This window comes from Microbacterium enclense, from assembly GCF_004022425.1.
In the GTDB taxonomy this organism is placed as follows: domain Bacteria; phylum Actinomycetota; class Actinomycetes; order Actinomycetales; family Microbacteriaceae; genus Microbacterium; species Microbacterium enclense_A.
The window spans coordinates 17779-35922 of sequence record NZ_RBZY01000004.1 but is presented as its reverse complement, the minus strand read 5'-3'; the positions used below and the strand labels follow the sequence as shown (position 1 = coordinate 35922).

15 protein-coding genes are annotated in these 18144 nt (G+C 70.0%); 12 read left to right on the top strand and 3 right to left on the bottom strand.

Going from position 1 to position 18144, the window contains the following annotated elements; translation table 11 throughout:
• Window positions 1–143 precede the first annotated feature (143 nt).
• Window positions 144–1295 (top strand): flavodoxin-dependent (E)-4-hydroxy-3-methylbut-2-enyl-diphosphate synthase, encoded by a 1152-nt coding sequence (gene ispG, locus D8Y23_RS01695; RefSeq protein ID WP_187288855.1) that lies wholly within the window; start codon window positions 144–146, stop codon window positions 1293–1295.
• A 68-nt stretch (window positions 1296–1363) separates the two neighbouring features.
• Window positions 1364–2557, top strand: coding sequence for a benzoate/H(+) symporter BenE family transporter (locus tag D8Y23_RS01690; protein ID WP_128216440.1), 1194 nt, complete (start codon window positions 1364–1366; stop codon window positions 2555–2557).
• A gap of 7 nt (window positions 2558–2564) precedes the next feature.
• Here D8Y23_RS01690 and pcp read toward each other — a convergent pair whose 3' ends face one another.
• Both pcp and D8Y23_RS01680 read right to left on the bottom strand, forming a co-directional pair.
• Complete coding sequence (gene pcp / locus D8Y23_RS01685; RefSeq protein WP_205796724.1) at window positions 2565–3203, bottom strand: pyroglutamyl-peptidase I; 639 nt, start codon at window positions 3201–3203, stop codon at window positions 2565–2567.
• Window positions 3204–3222: 19 nt separating this feature from the next.
• Window positions 3223–4032 carry an NADH:ubiquinone oxidoreductase subunit 4 (chain M) gene (locus D8Y23_RS01680; RefSeq protein ID WP_128216439.1) on the bottom strand — a complete coding sequence of 270 codons (810 nt, stop codon included), beginning with the start codon at window positions 4030–4032 and terminating at the stop codon, window positions 3223–3225.
• 85 nt (window positions 4033–4117) lie between these two features.
• Here D8Y23_RS01680 and D8Y23_RS01675 point away from each other — a divergent pair, with 85 nt between their 5' ends.
• The 10 genes from D8Y23_RS01675 to D8Y23_RS01630 all read left to right on the top strand — a co-directional run bounded on the left by D8Y23_RS01675 (window position 4118) and on the right by D8Y23_RS01630 (window position 17260).
• A complete protein-coding gene (locus D8Y23_RS01675; protein WP_342672097.1) occupies window positions 4118–4666 on the top strand; it encodes a sigma-70 family RNA polymerase sigma factor in 549 nt (182 codons plus the stop codon).
• On the top strand, window positions 4663–5754 hold the full coding sequence (locus D8Y23_RS01670) for a hypothetical protein (protein WP_128216437.1): 1092 nt from the start codon (window positions 4663–4665) through the stop codon (window positions 5752–5754). Before D8Y23_RS01675 ends, D8Y23_RS01670 begins: the two co-directional genes overlap by 4 nt.
• 34 nt (window positions 5755–5788) lie before the next feature.
• Window positions 5789–7585 (top strand): proline--tRNA ligase, encoded by a 1797-nt coding sequence (locus tag D8Y23_RS01665; protein ID WP_128216436.1) that lies wholly within the window; start codon window positions 5789–5791, stop codon window positions 7583–7585.
• 29 nt (window positions 7586–7614) lie between these two features.
• Window positions 7615–8436 (top strand): aldo/keto reductase, encoded by an 822-nt coding sequence (locus D8Y23_RS01660; RefSeq protein ID WP_128216435.1) that lies wholly within the window; start codon window positions 7615–7617, stop codon window positions 8434–8436.
• Between the two features lie 101 nt (window positions 8437–8537).
• The gene (locus D8Y23_RS01655) at window positions 8538–11042 is read left to right on the top strand and encodes a glycogen/starch/alpha-glucan phosphorylase (protein ID WP_428844460.1); all 2505 of its coding nucleotides are present in this window, start codon (window positions 8538–8540) and stop codon (window positions 11040–11042) included.
• A gap of 256 nt (window positions 11043–11298) precedes the next feature.
• Window positions 11299–12288, top strand: a complete 990-nt coding sequence (nusA, locus tag D8Y23_RS01650; RefSeq protein WP_128216434.1) for a transcription termination factor NusA — start codon at window positions 11299–11301, stop codon at window positions 12286–12288.
• Between the two features lie 34 nt (window positions 12289–12322).
• Entirely contained in the window at window positions 12323–12574 is a 252-nt protein-coding gene (locus D8Y23_RS01645; protein ID WP_076490888.1) for a YlxR family protein, read from the top strand.
• A 94-nt stretch (window positions 12575–12668) separates the two neighbouring features.
• On the top strand, window positions 12669–15485 hold the full coding sequence (gene infB, locus D8Y23_RS01640) for a translation initiation factor IF-2 (RefSeq protein ID WP_205796721.1): 2817 nt from the start codon (window positions 12669–12671) through the stop codon (window positions 15483–15485).
• Between the two features lie 196 nt (window positions 15486–15681).
• Window positions 15682–16131 (top strand): 30S ribosome-binding factor RbfA, encoded by a 450-nt coding sequence (rbfA, locus tag D8Y23_RS01635; RefSeq protein ID WP_128216433.1) that lies wholly within the window; start codon window positions 15682–15684, stop codon window positions 16129–16131.
• Between the two features lie 145 nt (window positions 16132–16276).
• Window positions 16277–17260, top strand: a complete 984-nt coding sequence (locus D8Y23_RS01630; RefSeq protein WP_128216432.1) for a CPBP family intramembrane glutamic endopeptidase — start codon at window positions 16277–16279, stop codon at window positions 17258–17260.
• Between the two features lie 10 nt (window positions 17261–17270).
• On the opposite strand, the gene D8Y23_RS01625 is transcribed toward D8Y23_RS01630, so the two are convergent.
• Window positions 17271–18137 carry an A/G-specific adenine glycosylase gene (locus D8Y23_RS01625; RefSeq protein ID WP_128216431.1) on the bottom strand — a complete coding sequence of 289 codons (867 nt, stop codon included), beginning with the start codon at window positions 18135–18137 and terminating at the stop codon, window positions 17271–17273.
• Window positions 18138–18144 lie beyond the last annotated feature (7 nt).

The following is an 18144-nucleotide window of genomic DNA, read 5'->3' as shown; positions in this document are numbered from 1 at the left end:
GAATCCCGAGGGAGGGCGGTCTGTCGCACGCGTGCTCACCGCCTAGACGGTGAGCCACCAGCTGGAATACGCGCGCATGGCGACGAAGCTACCACAGAGCCCCCTTCAGCCCCCGCTCGGGTGCGGCGGCGTAGGCTGAGGGCGTGCCTGCAGTGAACATCGGGATGCCCCGCGTACCGGAGGTCCTCGCTCCCCGTCGCAAGACCCGCCAGATCAAGGTCGGCAAGGTCCTCGTCGGCGGTGACGCTCCCGTCAGCGTCCAGTCGATGACCACGACGCCGACGACCAACATCAACGCCACGCTCCAGCAGATCGCCGAGTTGACGGCATCCGGCTGTGAGATCGTGCGCGTCGCCGTCCCGTCGCAGGACGACGCCGACGTGCTGCACATCATCGCCAAGAAGAGTCAGATCCCGGTCATCGCCGACATCCACTTCCAGCCGAAGTACGTCTTCCAGGCGATCGACGCCGGGTGCGGCGCGGTGCGCGTGAACCCCGGGAACATCCGCAAGTTCGATGACCAGGTCGGCGCGATCGCGAAGGCCGCGAAGGATGCGGGCGTGTCGCTCCGCATCGGCGTCAACGCCGGCTCGCTCGACCGGCGTCTGCTCGAGAAGTACGGCAAGGCCACCCCTGAGGCGCTCGTGGAGAGCGCCGTGTGGGAGGCGTCGCTGTTCGAAGAGCACGACTTCCACGACTTCAAGATCTCGGTCAAGCACAACGACCCCATCGTCATGGTGAAGGCGTACCGCCTGCTCGCCGAGCGGGGCGACTGGCCCCTCCACCTCGGTGTCACCGAGGCGGGGCCCGCGTTCCAGGGGACGATCAAGAGCGCCACGGCCTTCGGCATCCTGCTGTCCGAGGGCATCGGCGACACGATCCGCGTCTCGCTCTCGGCGCCGCCGGCAGAGGAGGTCAAGGTCGGCCACCAGATCCTGCAGTCGCTGAACCTGCGCGAGCGCAAGCTCGAGATCGTCTCGTGCCCCTCGTGCGGTCGCGCGCAGGTCGACGTCTACACCCTCGCCGACAACGTCACCGAGGGCCTGAAGGACATGACCGTGCCGCTGCGCGTCGCCGTCATGGGCTGCGTCGTCAACGGCCCGGGTGAGGCCCGCGAGGCCGACCTCGGCGTTGCGTCCGGCAACGGCAAGGGGCAGATCTTCGTCAAGGGTCAGGTCATCAAGACCGTGCCCGAGGCGGACATCGTGCAGACGCTCATCGAAGAGGCCAACCGCCTCGCCGACGAGATGGGCCCGAACGCCGCTCCCGGCACGGCCCAGGTCATCACGGCCTGACGCCAGGCCACCCGTGCGGCGGTGGCCCGCATGCTGGCGGCGCCGAACCCGGTAGCGTCGGGAGCCGTATGACCGCTTCCCATTCTCCCGGCGCGCCCGCGTCCCGCCCGATCATCGCCGGTGTGGTGACGGCCCTCGTCGGATTCACGAGCACGTTCGCCGTCGTCCTCACCGGCCTCCGCGCGGTCGGCGCGACCGCCGATCAGGCCGCCAGCGGGCTGCTGGCCCTGTGCGTCGTCGTCGGACTCGGATGCCTCTTCGTCGGCGCGCGGTACCGCATGCCCATCACGATCGCGTGGTCCACTCCCGGAGTCGCGCTCCTGGCGGCCACCGGCGCCGTGGACGGCGGCTGGCCGGCGGTCGTCGGCGGATTCCTGGTCTCGGCGGCCCTGATCCTGCTCGCGGGCTTCTTCCCACCGCTCGGCGCGCTCATCGCCCGCATCCCGCCGTCGATCGCCCAGGCGATGCTGGCCGGTGTGCTCCTGCCCCTGTGCGTGGCGCCGTTCACGGGCCTGGTGTCCGACCCGTGGGGTGTCGCACCCGTGCTCGTCGTGTGGCTCGTCGCCGCGCGACTGCTGCCGCGGTGGGCCGTGCCGCTGGCGTTCGCGGCGGCCACGGCGGTGATCGTCATCGGGATCTTCCGGTCGGGCGTCCAGGTGGATGCCGCGACCCTGGTTCCGCGCATCGAGTTCGTGATGCCCACCCTGACTTTCGGCTCAGTGGTCGGCATCGGGCTGCCCCTGTTCGTGGTGACCATGGCGTCGCAGAACGTGCCCGGCGTTGCCGTGATGCGCAGCCTCGGCTACACGGTGCCCTGGCGCCCGGCGATGATCGTGACGGGTCTCGGCTCGGCCCTCGCTGCCCCCGCCGGCGCACACGCCATCAACCTCGGGGCGATCAGTGCCGCCATCGCGGCCGGCCCCGACGCCCACCCCGACCCCCAGCGGCGGTGGCTCGCGAGTATCTCGGCGGGCGGGTCGTACCTCGTGCTCGCGGTACTGTCGTCGGCGTTCGCGGCGCTGGTGCTGCTCGCGCCGGCCGGCGTGATCCCCGCCGTCGCGGGAGTGGCGTTGTTCGCCGCGTTCGGGTCGGCGATCCAGCAGGCGATCGACGATCCGGGCGAGCGGATGCCGGCGGTCGTGACATTCCTGGTCGCGGCCTCGGGCGTGGCGGTGGCCGGGGTGAGCGCGGCGTTCTGGGCGCTGCTGGCCGGGCTGGTGGTCCGGGCCGCCCTGCACCTCGGACGGCGGCGCGCGGCCTGAGCGACACTCAGTGCAGCGTTCCGCCCGGGAGAGTCGCGTCCACCGGCGAGTCGATCGCTGCACGAAGAGCGGCCTCGAGCCCGCGAACGATTTCGTTGAGGGGGAGGGAGAAGGCGCCCTCCGGAGCGTCCTGCGTTGCGTAGGGCACGTGGACGAAACCGGCCCGGATGCCGTCGATGTCGGCGGTTTCGTGCAGCGCCGTGAACATCACGTGGTTGCAGACGAACGTGCCGGCGGAGTGGGAGAGGGCCGCCGGGACACCCGCTTCAGCGATCGCGGCGGTCATCGCCTTCACCGGGAGCGTGGCGAAGTAGGCGGCCGGACCGCCGTCGATGATCGGTCGATCCAGAGGCCGGCCGCCGTCGTTGTCGGGAATCCGCGCGTCCGCGAGGTTGATGGCCACCCGCTCCGGCGTCACGGCGGTGCGGCCGCCTGCGAGGCCCACGGCCACGATGACAGTCGGGGAGTGCTGGGCGATCAGCGCTCCGAGGCGCGCGGACGCTTTCGCGAAGATGACCGGCAGCACCTCCACCACGAGCGCCTCGGGGCCGGACCAGCGCTCGGCGATGAGGCGGACGGCGTCCCCGGACGGGTTGGTCGGATCGTCGGCGAAAGGCTCGAAGCCCGTGAGGAGGATCGTGGTCACCCCTTCACGCTACGTCGGTTCAGCCGAGTCCGAACTCCGCGCGGATGCGCTCACGCGCGCCGGCGTACTCCGGCAGCGCGTCGAAGAACGCGAACTTCTCCGCGATGATCCCCGCCCGTGGACCGCTGGGCTCGATGACGTACGTCGCGAACGTCTCGGCGAAGTCCTCGGAGGCGTTCGTCGCGGCGTAGTCGCTGACGAAGTCGTCCTCGTGCGCTCGGTAGAAGTCCCACGCCACGTCGGAGTCGACGTTGTCGCGCGCGGGAGCGTCGGTGTAGTCGGACCAGAACTGCTGGGCGAAACGTTCGAGATCGGCATCCTGTAGGAGGCATCCGGACCCGGTCCATTCGGTCTCGCATTCCACGGCCGACGGATCGGCGTCGTCCTCACCGAGGCTCAGCAGGTGCGCGTACTCGTGGACGAGGGTCGACAGGAGCAGATCATCGTCGTCGGCGTAGGCGAGGTTCGCGGCGAACGCCCATTTCGTCGGGTCGTCCGACGCGCTCGCAACGTAGGCGAGGGTGTCGCTGTCGGCGTCGTCTCCGACCTGGTACTCCCTGATCTCGGATGCCGCGAACTCGACCGTCGTGACGCGGATGAGTTCGTCCCAGACGCGGCGCGCCCGCTCTCCGGGCTCGGGGGTGAGCCCACCGTCCGGGGAGACCGTGAAGAACGCGGTCGCGGTGAACTCGGACGACTCCACGTCGCTCCCGCGCATGCCCGGGAAACCGCCGCCGATCCCGATACCGGCACCGACCGCCACCCACACCATGACGCCCGTCAGGACGGCGATCGACGCGCTGAGGAGGGCGATCCAGCGGGGACGCATGCCCTCGCCCTAGGGTGCCGCCGGGGCACGGAGGCGCGTTGTTGTTTCGTTATCGAACCGGCACGGCGGGAGGGAACCGATTCCCGTGTCCCGGACACTACGGAGTGTGGAAGATGACGACGCCGGGCTGTGGGCACGTGTGCGCGAGGGGGATGAGCTCGCTCTCGCGGGGCTGTTCGACCGGTACGAGGGGCGGCTGTTTCGCCATGCATCGCGGCTGCTGACGCACCGAGAGGATGCGAAGGATGCCGTGACGGTGGCGTTCTTCGAGTTGTGGCGGAAGCGGGCGTCTGTGCGTCTGGTGGACGGGTCGCCGTTGCCGTGGTTGGTGAACACGGTGGCGCATTGCGCGCGGAATCTGGAGCGTTCGGCGCGTCGCTACCGGACGCTGCTTGATCGCGCGCCGGTCGCGGAGCCGGTGTCGCACGATCACGACGACAGCGGCGTGATGGCGGCGCTGAAGCGTCTGCCCGAGCGGGAGCAGTCGGTGATGGTTCTGGCGGTGTTGGAGGGCTTCTCCGAGCGCGAGGTCGCACAGACCCTGGGGATCCCCGCAGGAACGGTGAAGTCTCGTCTGTCGCGAGCCAAGGCGAAGTTGCGCGACGAGCTCGCGTGGGAAGGGGCGGCGTCGTGAACGACGAATTGACACCCGACGAGCGCGCGGCGATGCGTTCTCGCATTCTCGGTGGTGCCCGTGACATCAAGCCGGCGGGTGCGCATCGGAACGCGTGGATCGCTGGATCGGTCGCGGCGGTGCTGGTGGCGGCGATCGCGGGGGGTGCGGTGGCGACGTCGACTCTGTCGGCCCCGCAGATCGCGACCACGCCCTCGCCCACCCTGACGGAATCGGTCGCCCCGAGCCCGACGCCGACCCCGACCCCCTCGCCCACCACGGTCGCCCCGTCCGTCGCCTTCGATGGGGACTGCGCCGCCGTGCTGACGGAGGACGCGGTGTCATCCGTCGTCGGCGTTCCCATGGCCTTGTCGAACGGGTTGTCGGCGCAGAGCGCGAGTGTTCTCGGGGGTGTCTCCTGTCAATGGGTGGCGACGGGTGACGGGTACCAGGCCGTCGGCGTCGCGGTCTTTCCGTGGGCGGTCGTCCCCGAGAACGTGCGAGCCGAGGTCGGCGTCGTCCCGGACTGTACCGACGGGTACTCGTGCGACTACGCGCAACGCTTCGACGATGCCGCGGTGCTCGTGTGGGCCTCGCGCGCCGAGGAGCTGACGGCGCTCGCCGCAGCAGTCGGCGAGCGCGCCGCACTGTCGCCCGGGACAGCTCGATCGCTCCCGGTCGGGGCGTGGGTCGTTCCGGAATGCTCCGACGTCCGCGATGCCGTCGACCGCACCCGTGGTCGCGGGGACGTCGTCGATCACCGCGGCGACTACTACCCGCGCGGGTTCAGCTGGCAGGTGATGAGCGAACGGGGTGCCGCCGCCTACTGCGCCGTGGACAACCTGTCCGCGCCCGAGGGCACGGCCACGGTGGTCGACTTCATGTTCGGACCGGGCGCGTCCCCTGATCTCGACGAGATCGCCCGGCGCGGCGGAACCCCGATCCCGGTCGATGGCGCGGATGCCGCTTGGTACTTCCCCGACTTCACCGCGTCGGCGGCGCTCGTGCTCGTGCAATCGGGTCCGAACGTCCTGACGGTCGGAACCCGGAGCATGTCGCAGGAAGAGATGTCGCAGGCTGCCGCGGCCGTCCTGGCCACGCTCGGCTGAGGCGGTGGCATCCACCGCTCTAGACTCGATGATCGTGGTCACCCGTCTCTCGAACTACTTCCTCCGCACGCTCCGCGAAGATCCCTCGGATGCCGAGGTCACGAGCCACCGCCTGCTCGTGCGCGCCGGCTACATCCGTCGCAACGCCCCGGGCGTCTTCGCGTGGCTCCCGCTGGGGCTGAGGGTCAAGGCCAAGATCGAGACGGTCGTGCGCGAGGAGATGGGGAACGCCGGAGCGTTCGAGGTGCACTTCCCGGCGCTGCTGCCCCGTGAGCCCTACGAGGTCACCGGCCGCTGGGAGGAGTACGGTGATGCGCTGTTCCGCCTGCAGGACCGCAAGGGCGCCGACTACCTCCTCGCCCCCACGCACGAGGAGATGTTCACGCTCCTGGTGAAGGATCTGTATTCGTCGTACAAGGACCTGCCGCTGACGATCTACCAGATCCAGGAAAAGTACCGCGATGAGGCGCGTCCCCGCGCCGGTCTCCTGCGCGGCCGCGAATTCACGATGAAGGACGCGTACTCGTTCGACGCGACCGACGCGGGACTGGATGCCTCGTACCAGGCGCAACGCGACGCGTACGAGCGCATCTTCCAGCGCCTCGGGCTCGAATACGTCATCGTCGCCGCCGACGCCGGCGCGATGGGCGGGTCGAAGTCGGAGGAGTTCCTGCACCCGACGCCCATCGGCGAGGACACCTTCGTCCGCTCGGCCGGCGGGTACGCCGCGAACGTCGAGGCGTTCACGACCGAGGTGCCCGAACCGCTCCCCATCGAGGGACTGCCCGCGCCGGTGATCTTCGATTCGCCGAACACCCCCACGATCGCGACCCTCGTCGACCACGCGCACGCGCACCTGGACGCCCCCGCGCCCGGCATCGCCGGCCCGGCCACAGCGGACGCGGCGGAGTGGACGGCCGCGCACACGCTCAAGAACGTCGTGCTCGCGCTCACCCACCTCGACGGCACGCGTGAGATCGTCGTCGTCGGCATCCCCGGCGATCGCGACATCGACGACAAGCGCGTCGAGGTGGCCTTCGCCCCCGCCGAGGTCGAGGCCGCCACCGAGGCGGACTTCGCGAAGCACCCGCTCCTGGTGAAGGGCTACATCGGGCCCTGGTCGCCCACGGGCCCCGTGCTCGGCGAGGAGTCGGCGACCGGCATCCGGTACCTGCTCGACCCGCGCGTGGTCGACGGGACCGCGTGGATCACCGGCGCCAACATCGACCAGAAGCACGTGCACGCGCTGGTCGCCGGCCGCGACTTCGTGGGCGACGGATTCGTCGAGGCCGCGACCGTGCGCCCCGGCGACCCGGCCCCCGACGGTTCGGGCCCGGTGGAGCTCGCCCGCGGCATGGAGATCGGGCACGTGTTCCAGCTCGGTCGCAAGTACGCCGAGGCCCTGGGTCTCAAGGTGCTCGACGAGAACGGCAAGCTCGCGACCGTCACGATGGGCTCGTACGGCATCGGCGTGACCCGTATCCTCGCGATCATCGCCGAGCTCAACAACGACGAGAAGGGCCTCATCTGGCCCGCGTCGGTCGCACCGTTCGACGTGCACGTGGTCGCGACCGGCCGCGATGCGGTCGCGTTCGACCTCGCGGCGTCGGTGTCCGAGCAGCTCCAGGCGGCGGGACTCGACGTCCTGTATGACGATCGCCCCAAGGTCTCGCCGGGCGTGAAGTTCGGCGACGCCGAGCTCGTCGGCATCCCGCGCATCCTCATCGTCGGGCGCGGTGCCGCCGATGGCGAGGTCGAGCTGTGGGACCGCCGCACCGGCGAGCGCGAGACGCTCCCCGTTGCCGAGGCCCTCGCGCGGCTCACGGCCTGATGCCTCAGGCGGCGGATAGCGTGGATGCCATGATCGCAGCGCCCCGCATCCCCCTGGCCGACGGCTCCTCCATTCCTCAGCTCGGCGTCGGAACCTATAAGGTGCCCGCCGAGGTCACCGCGGATCTCGTCGCCGGGGCGCTCGCCGCGGGCTATCGGCACATCGACACGGCGGCGCTGTACGGCAACGAGCGCGAGGTGGGCGAGGGCCTTCGCGCGTCCGGTCTGGCCCCGGAGGACGTGTTCGTCACGACCAAGGTCTGGAACGACGACCAGGGCTTCGACGCGACGCTCCGCGCCTTCGACGCGAGCGCCGAGCGCCTCGGACTCGACCGGGTCGACCTCTACCTGATCCACTGGCCGATCCCGAGCGCGGACCGTTACGTCGACACCTGGCGGGCGCTGGTGCGTCTGCAGGAGGAGGGCCGCGTCACCTCGATCGGCGTCAGCAACTTCTCGCCCGTGCACATCGAGCGCCTCCGCAACGAGACGGGCGTCTTGCCCGTCATCGATCAGGTGGAACTGCATCCTCGGTTCCCGCAGCGCGAGCTCGTCGAGTGGAACATGGAGCACGGGATCGTGACCGAATCGTGGGCGCCGCTCGCGCGCGGCGGACTGCTCGACGAACCGGTGCTCTCCGAGATCGCGGCGCGCTACGGCAAGACGGCGGCGCAGGTCGTGATCCGCTGGCACCTCGACCGTGGGCTCGTCGTCTTCCCCAAGTCGGTGTCGCTGGATCGCCTGCGCGAGAACGGCCAGGTGTTCGACTTCACGCTGGACAGCGACGACCACGCCCGGATCGCGACGCTCGACACGGGCGAGCGCACGGGCCGGAACCCCGACCTCGACTGAAGCTCGCCGCGACGCCTCGGGCATGCGGCGGCGGGGTGAAGTTCCTGTGTCGATCCCGTTGCCTCTTGGCGCGCACGGGCGCTTCTCATTACGGTCGAACCGTGCCCGAGAACACTTCCTCCGCGTCCGAGCTCCGCCCGACTCACCCGCTCGCGCTCGCCCCCGTGGCGGCCCCTCCGGCGTCGGTCGACGGCTTCGTCCGCCGGTTCCTGCAGAACCTGAACTTCGACCAGGGCGTCGCGCTGTCGGCATCCGACGACAACGACCGCTACCTGGCACTCGCGGGGACCGTCCGCGACTACCTGATGGCGCGCTGGCTCGACGATCAGGCCCAGCAGAGCAGGCAGCAGTCCAAGACGGTGTGCTACCTCTCGGCCGAGTACTTGCTCGGCCGCCAACTCGACAACAATCTGCTCGCCGCGCGGCTGACCGACATCGCGACCGAGGCGCTCGCGCAGTGCGGGATCGATATCGACGACCTGCGGGCGCTGGAGATCGAGCCCGGACTCGGCAACGGCGGTCTCGGCCGCCTCGCCGCGTGCTTCATCGACTCGCTCGCGACGATGAGCATCCCCACAATCGGCTACGGCATCCGATACGAGTACGGCATCTTCCGCCAGGCGTTCGCCGACGGGCAGCAGGTCGAGCAGCCCGACGCGTGGCTGCGGCTCGGTTCGCCGTGGGACTTCCCGCACCCGGAGGCGGCGCAGACGATCTCCTTCGGCGGCCGCACCGAGACGTACGACGACGACGGTGTCGAACGCACGCGCTGGGTGCCCGACTGGAACGTCCTGGCGGTGCCGTACAACATGATGGTCCCGGGCTACCACAACGGCCGCGTCAACACCCTGCGCCTGTGGCGAGCAGTGGCCACGAACGCATTCGACCTCCACACGTTCAACTCCGGCGATTACGTCGAGTCGGTGCGCGCGCAGACCTTCGCCGAGAACATCTCCAAGGTGCTGTACCCGGAGGATTCCACCCCCCAGGGCAAGGAGCTGCGGCTCCAGCAGCAGTACTTCTTCGTCGCGGCATCCATCGCCGACTTCGTCGAGAACGTGCTGCCCAAGGGCTTCGATCTCGCCAACCTCCCCGAACGTGTCATCTTCCAGCTCAACGACACCCACCCCGTGATCGGCGTGCCCGAGCTCATGCGGGTGCTCATCGACGACAAGGGCATGGAATGGGATGCCGCGTGGGCGATCACGCAGAAGTGCTTCGCGTACACGTGCCACACGCTGCTGCCGGAGGCGCTGGAGGTGTGGTCGGTCGACCTGCTGGGCCGGCTCCTGCCGCGCCACCTCGAGATCATCTACCGCATCAACGACGAGTTCCTGCTCGAGGTGCGCGAGCGCTTCGGCGACGACGAGATGCTCATCCGCGACATGTCCATCATCGGAGAGCACCCCTACCGCTCGGTGCGGATGGCGTACCTCGCCACGGTCGCCGGCTCCAAGGTCAACGGTGTCGCCGAGCTGCATTCGCAGCTCTTGCGCGACAACGTCCTCAAGGACTTCGCCAAGATGTGGCCGGAGAAGTTCACGAACGTCACCAACGGCGTCACTCCGCGGCGGTTCCTGCGCCTGGCGAACCCCGAGCTCTCGACACTCATCACCGAGACGCTCGGCGCCGGCTGGACCGTCGACCTCGAGCGCCTCCGGGGCCTCGAGGCGTTCGCCGACGACCCGGAATTCCGTGAGCGCTTCGCGGCGGTCAAAGCCGCCAACAAGCGCCGGCTCAGCCACGTGCTGGCCGCGCGTGACGGCACGACCCTCGACGACGGGCATCTCCTCGACGTCATGATCAAGCGCCTGCACGAGTACAAGCGCCAGACGCTCAAGGTCCTGCACATCGTGAGCGCCTACGACGGCATCGTGTCGGGGCGCGTGAACGTGGCGGACGTCCAGTCGCGCACGTTCCTGTTCGGCGCGAAGGCGGCGCCCGGGTATGCGATGGCGAAGCACATCATCCACCTCATCAACGCGGTGGGTGAAGTGGTGAATGCCGACCCCCGCGTCGAGGGACGGCTGAAGGTGCTGTACCCCGCGAACTACAACGTGACCCTCGCCGAGAGCATCATCCCGGCCGCCGACCTGTCGGAGCAGATCTCGCTCGCCGGCAAAGAGGCGTCGGGTACCGGCAACATGAAGCTGGCGCTGAACGGCGCCCTCACGATCGGAACCGACGACGGCGCGAACGTCGAGATACGACAGCTCGTCGGCGACGACAACTTCTTCCTCTTCGGCATGAGTGAGCCCGAGGTGGAGGCCCTGTGGGCCGAGGGATACCGTCCCGCCGACTTCTACCAGGAGGACGAGCGTCTCCGGCGGGCCATCGACCTGATCGCCGCGGGCACGTTCTCGGGCGGGGACCGGACGGTGTTCGAGCCGCTGATCTCCAACCTCCTCTACGACGACCGCTTCATGGCGCTCGCCGACTTCGGCTCGTACATCGACGCGCAGGAGCGGGTCGATCTCGCGTACGCCGACCAGGACGCCTGGGTGCGTTCGGCCATCCTCAACGTCGCGCGCAGCGGCTTCTTCTCCTCCGACCGTGCGATGCGCGACTACCTCGACCGGATCTGGCACGCCACCCCGGTCAACTGAGCACCGGATGCCACGGCCTCGGGGTCGTGGCATCCGTCGTTCCGGTTGGCCGCGACGGCCGCGTTCTGCGCACAACTCCTGCGGAGTGCGGCGCCCGCCGGGCTCGATCCGGCGAACCGCTGGATGTGCGGGAGTCGTGTCGGTGGCGACCGGATGCCGTATGCGCCCGAGGGTCGCGGGGGAGGCGGCATCCCGGGTATCGTAGGAGGGTTGTCGGCGCCATTCGCGTCGACGAGAGCTGAATACGGAGGGTCTTGTGGACATCGATCTCGCACTTCTGAAGACGATCGAACGCGAGAAGGAGATCCCCTTCGACGAACTCGCGCGGATCATCGAGCAGGCGATCCTCACCGCCTACGCCAAGCACATCTCGCCCACCGGTGAGATCCCCGCCGGCGCGCGCGCCGAACTCGACCGCAAGAGCGGCCACGTCGGGATCTTCACCCCCGTCCTCGACGACGAGGGCGTCGTCGTCGGCGAAGAGGAGCAGGCTCCCGACGACTTCGGTCGTATCGCCGCGTTCGCCGCGAAGCAGGTCATCAGCCAGCGTCTGCGCGACATCGCCGATGACGCCGTGCTGGGGGAGTTCAAGGGCAAGGAAGGCGACATCGTCGCCGGTGTCGTGCAGCAGGGTCCGAACCCGCGCATGGTGCACGTCGACCTCGGCACCGTCGAGGCGATCCTGCCGCCCGAGGAGCAGGTTCCGGGCGAGACCTACGCGCACGGCTCGCGCCTGCGCGTCTACGTGACCTCGGTCGCCAAGGGGAACAAGGGTCCGCAGATCACGGTGTCGCGTACCCACCCCGGGCTGGTGCGCAAGCTCTTCGCGCTCGAGGTGCCCGAGATCGCCGCCGGCCTCGTCGAGATCGTGTCCCTCGCCCGGGAGGCGGGTCACCGCTCGAAGATCGCGGTCAAGGCCAACGACCCGACGGTCAACGCCAAGGGCGCGTGCATCGGCGAGCTGGGCCGCCGCGTGCGCGCCGTCACCGAAGAACTCGCGGGCGAGAAGATCGACATCATCGACTACGACGCCGAGCTGCCGAAGTTCGTCGCCAACGCGCTGTCGCCGGCGAAGGTGACCTCGAGCTTCGTCCTCGACGCCACCACCAAGGCCGTCCGTGCCCTCGTGCCCGACTACCAGCTGTCGCTGGCCATCGGCAAGGAAGGCCAGAATGCCCGTCTGGCGGCCAAACTGACCGGCGCGAAGATCGACATCCAGCCGGACAGCATCCTCGAAGACAACTGAGCGTCCGATCGCCGCGGTGACGGCGAGGTGTACCATGGAACCTGTACGAACGTGCGTCGGATGCCGCGCACGCGCCCCCCGATCATCGCTTCTGCGCGTGGTCGCGGAGGGGTCGGTCCTCGTCAGAGACGAGCGGGCGGTCCTGCCGGGACGGGGTGCGTGGGTGCACGAGACGGACGCGTGCGTCGGGAAAGCTCTCGCGCGCCGCGCCTTCGTACGAGCATTGCGTGTGTCAGGCCCGCTTGACACGCAGACCTTCGAATCAACCCTCCAGCGAAACGGCTGAACGGCTATGGACACGAAGTGAACGGCTCGAAATGAGACCCGTCCGCAACTAACGGTCTGCCCTGTCCGGGGTAGACCCCTCAGACAGGAGAATTGTGGCAAAACCACGCGTGCACGAGATCGCCTCCGAGCTCGGCGTCGACAGCAAGGTCGCGCTTGCGAAGCTGAAGGAGCTCGGCGAGTTCGTCAAGAGCCCCTCGTCGACCATCGAACCCCCGGTGGCCCGTAAGCTCCGCGCCGCCTTCGCGGCCGAGGGCGCTTCGGGATCCTCGGATGCCAAGCCCGCCGCCGCTGCGGCGCGCCCGGGCGCCCGTCCCGGCCCGGCTCGCCCCGCGGCGACGCCCGGTGCTCGTCCGTCCGGCCCCACGCCCGGCCCGGCTCGCCCGGCGGCTGCCGAGAGCGCTCCGGCTGCGCCTGCGGCATCCGCTCCGGCGGCGCCTGCTCCGGCTGCGTCCGCCCCCGCGGCTCCGGCCAAGCCCGCCTCGTCGGCTCCGGCTCCGTCGGCACCCGCGGCGCAGACCCCCGCGTCGCAGGCACCCAAGCCCGGCGGCCCGAAGCCCGGCCCCAGCGCGCCCCCGCGTCCGGGCGGCGCACGCCCCGGTAACAACCCCTTCGCCTCGGCGCAGGGCATGGGGCAGCGTCCCGCGGGTCCGCGTCCCGGCAACAACCCCTTCGCGTCGGCGCAGGGCATGGGCCAGCGCCCGACGCCCGGCAACATCCCGCGTCCTCAGGCTCCGCGCCCTGGCGCCCCGCGCCCCGGCGCTCCGCGTCCCGGCGGTGCCGGTCGTCCCGGTGGCGGCGGTCGTCCCGGCGCTCCGTTCCAGCAGCGTCCCGGCGGCCCCGGTCGTCCCGGCGGTGCCGGTGGCGGCTTCCAGCGTCCCGGTGGCGCGCCCGGTGCGGGCGGCGGCGGTTTCGCCGGTCGACCCGGCGGTGGTGGCGGTCGTGGCCGTGGCCCCGGTGGCGGTACCGCAGGCGCGTTCGGTAAGGGCGGCGGCAAGTCCAAGCAGCGCAAGTCGCGTCGGGCGAAGCGGCAGGAATTCGAGATGCGGTCGGCGCCGGTCGTCGGCGGCGTCAACGTCTCGAAGGGCAACGGCGAGATCATCCGCCTGCGTCGCGGCGCCTCGATCGCCGACTTCGCGGACAAACTCGAGGCTCTGCGCGGCTACACCGTGCAGCCCGGCACGCTCGTGACCATCCTGTTCAACCTGGGTGAGATGGCCACAGCCACCGAGTCGCTCGACGAGGCCACCTTCGAGGTGCTCGGCGAGGAGCTCGGCTACAAGATCCAGATGGTCTCGCCCGAGGACGAGGACAAAGAGCTCCTCGAGGGCTTCGGCCTCGACCTCGACGCCGAGCTGGAGGCCGAGAGCGAGGACGACCTCGAGATCCGTCCTCCCGTGGTCACCGTCATGGGTCACGTCGACCACGGTAAGACGCGACTGCTCGACGCCATCCGCCAGACGAACGTCGTGGCGGGCGAGGCCGGTGGCATCACCCAGCACATCGGTGCGTACCAGATCTGGACCGAGCACGACGGCATCGAGCGCGCGATCACCTTCATCGACACCCCGGGTCACGAGGCGTTCACCGCCATGCGTGCCCGCGGTGCGCAGGTGACCGACATCGCGATCCTCGTGGTCGCGGCCGACGACGGCATCATGCCCCAGACGGTCGAGGCGCTGAACCACGCTCAGGCGGCGAACGTGCCGATTGTGGTGGCGGTCAACAAGGTCGACAAGCCGGATGCCAACCCTGCCAAGGTGCGCCAGCAGCTCACCGAGTACGGTCTGGTCGCCGAGGAGTACGGCGGCGACGTCATGTTCGTCGACGTCTCGGCCCGCCAGGGCACGAACATCCAGGCCCTCCTGGACGCCGTGCTGCTGACGGCCGATGCCGGTCTCGACCTGACGGCCAACCCGAACAAGGCTGCCCGCGGTGTCGCGATCGAGGCGAAGCTCGACAAGGGTCGCGGTTCGGTCGCCACCGTCCTCATCCAGTCGGGCACGCTGCGCGTCGGCGACGCGATCGTCGCCGGCACGGCCTACGGCCGCGTCCGCGCGATGATGGACGAGAACGGCGACGCGGTCGACGAGGCCTACCCCTCGCGCCCCGTCCAGGTGCAGGGCCTCAACTCGGTCCCGCGCGCCGGCGACGTCTTCATCGTCACCGAGGAAGACCGCACCGCGCGTCAGATCGCCGAGAAGCGTGAGGCCGCCGAGCGCAACGCCCAGCTGGCCAAGGCTCGCAAGCGCATCTCGCTCGAGGACTTCACCCGCGCTCTCGAAGAGGGCAAGGTCGAGTCGCTCAACCTCATCATCAAGGGTGACGTGTCGGGTGCCGTCGAGGCGCTCGAGGAGTCGCTGCTCAAGATCGAGGTCGACGACAGCGTCCAGCTGCGCATCATCCACCGCGGTGTGGGTGCCATCACGGAGTCGGACATCAACCTGGCCACGATCGACAACGCGATCGTGATCGGCTTCAACGTCCGCCCCGACACCAAGGCCCGCGAGCGTGCCGCCCGTGAGGGCGTGGACGTCCGGTTCTACTCGGTCATCTACAACGCGATCGACGACGTCGAGCAGTCGCTCAAGGGCCTGCTCAAGCCGGAGTTCGAAGAGGTCCAGTCGGGTGTCGCCGAGATCCGCGAGGTGTTCCGCTCCTCGAAGTTCGGCAACATCGCCGGTGTCATCGTGCGGTCGGGAACGATCACGCGAAACGCCAAGGCGCGCGTCATCCGCGACGGCGTGGTGCTGGCCGATGGTCTGGCGATCGAGTCGCTGCGCCGGTTCAAGGACGATGTCACCGAGGTCCGCACGGACTTCGAGGCCGGTATCGGACTCGGCAAGTTCAACGACATCCAGATCGGCGACGAGATCGAGACGACCGAAATGGTCGAGAAGCCGCGAGGCTGATCACATCGGGCGGGGGTCGCGTCTTCGGACGCGGCTCCCGCTTCGGCCTGCGGGGTGTGCACCTCCGAGAGCAGAGCAGGGCCCCTACCCCGATGCTCTCGGAGGTGCACACCCCTCCGGCCTACGCTGGGCGGCATCCTCGACGGGACGCGCACCCGCTGCGTCATCCACGGCGGTAAAGAAGAAGGAGAAGGAAGTGGCAGGGGAACGACAGGCCCGTGTGGCCGACCGCATCCGCGTGGTCCTCGCGGAGCGCCTCGAGAAGGGTCTGCGCGACCCGCGACTCGGATTCGTCACCATCACCGATGTCCGCGTGACGGGCGACCTGCAGCACGCCTCGGTGTTCTACACCGTCATGGGCGACGAGGCGCACCGTGCCGACACGGCGGCGGCTTTGAAGTCGGCGACCGGGATGCTGCGGAGCGAGGTCGGCAAGAACCTCAACACACGGCTCACGCCGACGCTGGAGTTCATCCTCGACGCAATCCCCGAGAACGCCGACCACATCTCGGCGCTGCTGCGCGAGGCGCGCGAGCGCGACCAGTCGGTGGCGGGCCTGGCCGCGAGCGCTTCCTACGCCGGCGAAGCCGACCCCTACGTCAAGCCGCGCGAGCTGGACGACGACGAGGACGACGAGCGCGACTGACGTCGCCGTCGTCGACGGCCGGATGCCATGCCCTCGGGCGGCATCCGGCCGTTTCTTCGTGCGATCAGGATCCGCCGAGGGGCGGACCGGCGGGCTCCCTCGCGCGGGGGAGGTGGTGGCATCCCGCCCTTCCTAGGCTCGGGGCATGACCGCTTCGTCTCGCCCGGACTGGCTCTCCATCGGTGTCTTCGCCGTCACGTCCGTCGCCCTGTCCTGGCTCGTCGCGCTGCCGCTGTGGCTGCGAGGGCTGGGTCTCGCCGACCCGTTCCTCGGGGTGTTCGCGGCCGCGATGATGTTCACGCCCTCGCTCGGTGTCGTCGCCGCGCTCCTCGTGCAGGGCCGCACCCGCGGGCGCCGGGGAGCGCGCGTCGTGCTGCGCGACCTCGGGATGTGGCCGCTGCGTCCCGCTGCGCGCACGATCTGGACGAGTGTGGCCGTCATCGTCGCCGCTCCGCTGCTGATCGCCCTCGGCCTCGTCATCGTCGGAGCCCTCGGCCTCGCAACCTTCGACCCGATCGGGTTCTCGGGGTTCGCTCGAACCATCGAGGCGGCCGTGCCCGCGGGGACGCCGCTCCCGCCCATCGCTCTCCTGGCGGCGATTCAGTTGGCGGCCATCCCGATCGGTGCCGTCATCAACGCCCCGTTCGCGTTCGGCGAGGAACTGGGCTGGCGCGGATTCCTGCTCCCCGCGCTGAGGCCGCTCGGCGTGTGGCCGGCCCTGGTCGTCTCGGGGGCGTTGTGGGGGTTCTGGCACGCGCCGCTGATCCTGCTCGGCTACAACTTCCTCGAACCCAACCCGTTCGGCGTGCTCATGATGATCGTGGCCTGCGTGTTCTTCGGGATCCTGCTGGGCTGGACCCGGCTGCGCACGGCGTCGGTGTGGCCGGCCGTGTTCGCGCACGGAGCCTTCAACGCCTCCGCGGGGCTCGGCGCGCTCTTCATCGCCGCGGACTCCGCGACGCCGTCACCCGTCATCGCCGGTCCGCTCGGTGTCGTCATGTGGGGCGTGTTCGCCGCGGTCATCGGCATCCTGGCGGTCACGGGGCAATTCCGGTCCGATCGATCGAACGCGCGGCTCGGTCCCGACCCGGCCCGAACCGACGCGGTCCCGAGCGCTCCGCCAATCTGAGCCGGACCGATCAGCGGGGGAGGAAGAGCGCGCCGTCCGCGGCCTCGGCCAGGCCGTCGGCGATGAGGGAATCGATGGCGCGGTCGCGTTGCGCCGCGTCGGGCCACTTCGGGACGACGTCGTCGAGACGGACGGCAGCGGGGTCGGCGTCGCGCAGCACCTTCAGCACGGCTCCGCGCGCCTGACGGTCGCTGCCCTCGTACGTCGCCTGACGCCGGCGGCGATCCTCGGATGCCGGATACCCGGCCGCGCGCCACGCGCACTGCGCCGCCAGTGGGCAGGCGTCGCACTTCGGGGCGCGGGCGGTGCACACGAGCGCCCCGAGCTCCATGGCCGCGGCGTTGACGACCGCCGCCTCATCGACGTCGGAAGGCAGCTCCGCCGACATCCGCGCGAGATCGCCCTTCCCCGGCGGCCCGGGCTGCGCGAGGCCGGCCACCGCGCGGGCGAGGACGCGGCGCGTGTTCGTGTCCACGACCGGATGCCTGTCCCCGTATGCGAACACCGCGACGGCACGGGCGGTGTAGTCGCCGATCCCGGTGAGGGCGAGGAGCGCATCGACGTCGCGCGGAACGAGGCCGTCATGGCGGTCGCGGATCTCGACGGCCGCCCGGTGCAGCCACAGCGCGCGCCGCGGATAGCCGAGGTTCGCCCACTGCGTCACGGCGGCGGCGGGCGCGGCGGCGGCGAGGTCGGCCGGCGTCGGCCAGCGGGTGAGCCACGCCTCGAGGTGCGGGATCACCCGGGCCACCGGCGTCTGCTGCAGCATGAACTCGCTGACGAGGGTGCCCCACGCGCCGAACCCGGGACGCCGCCAGGGGAGGTCTCTCGCGTTCCGTCCGTACCACGCGATGAGCGGCGCGGCGATTCCTGGCATCCCTCCA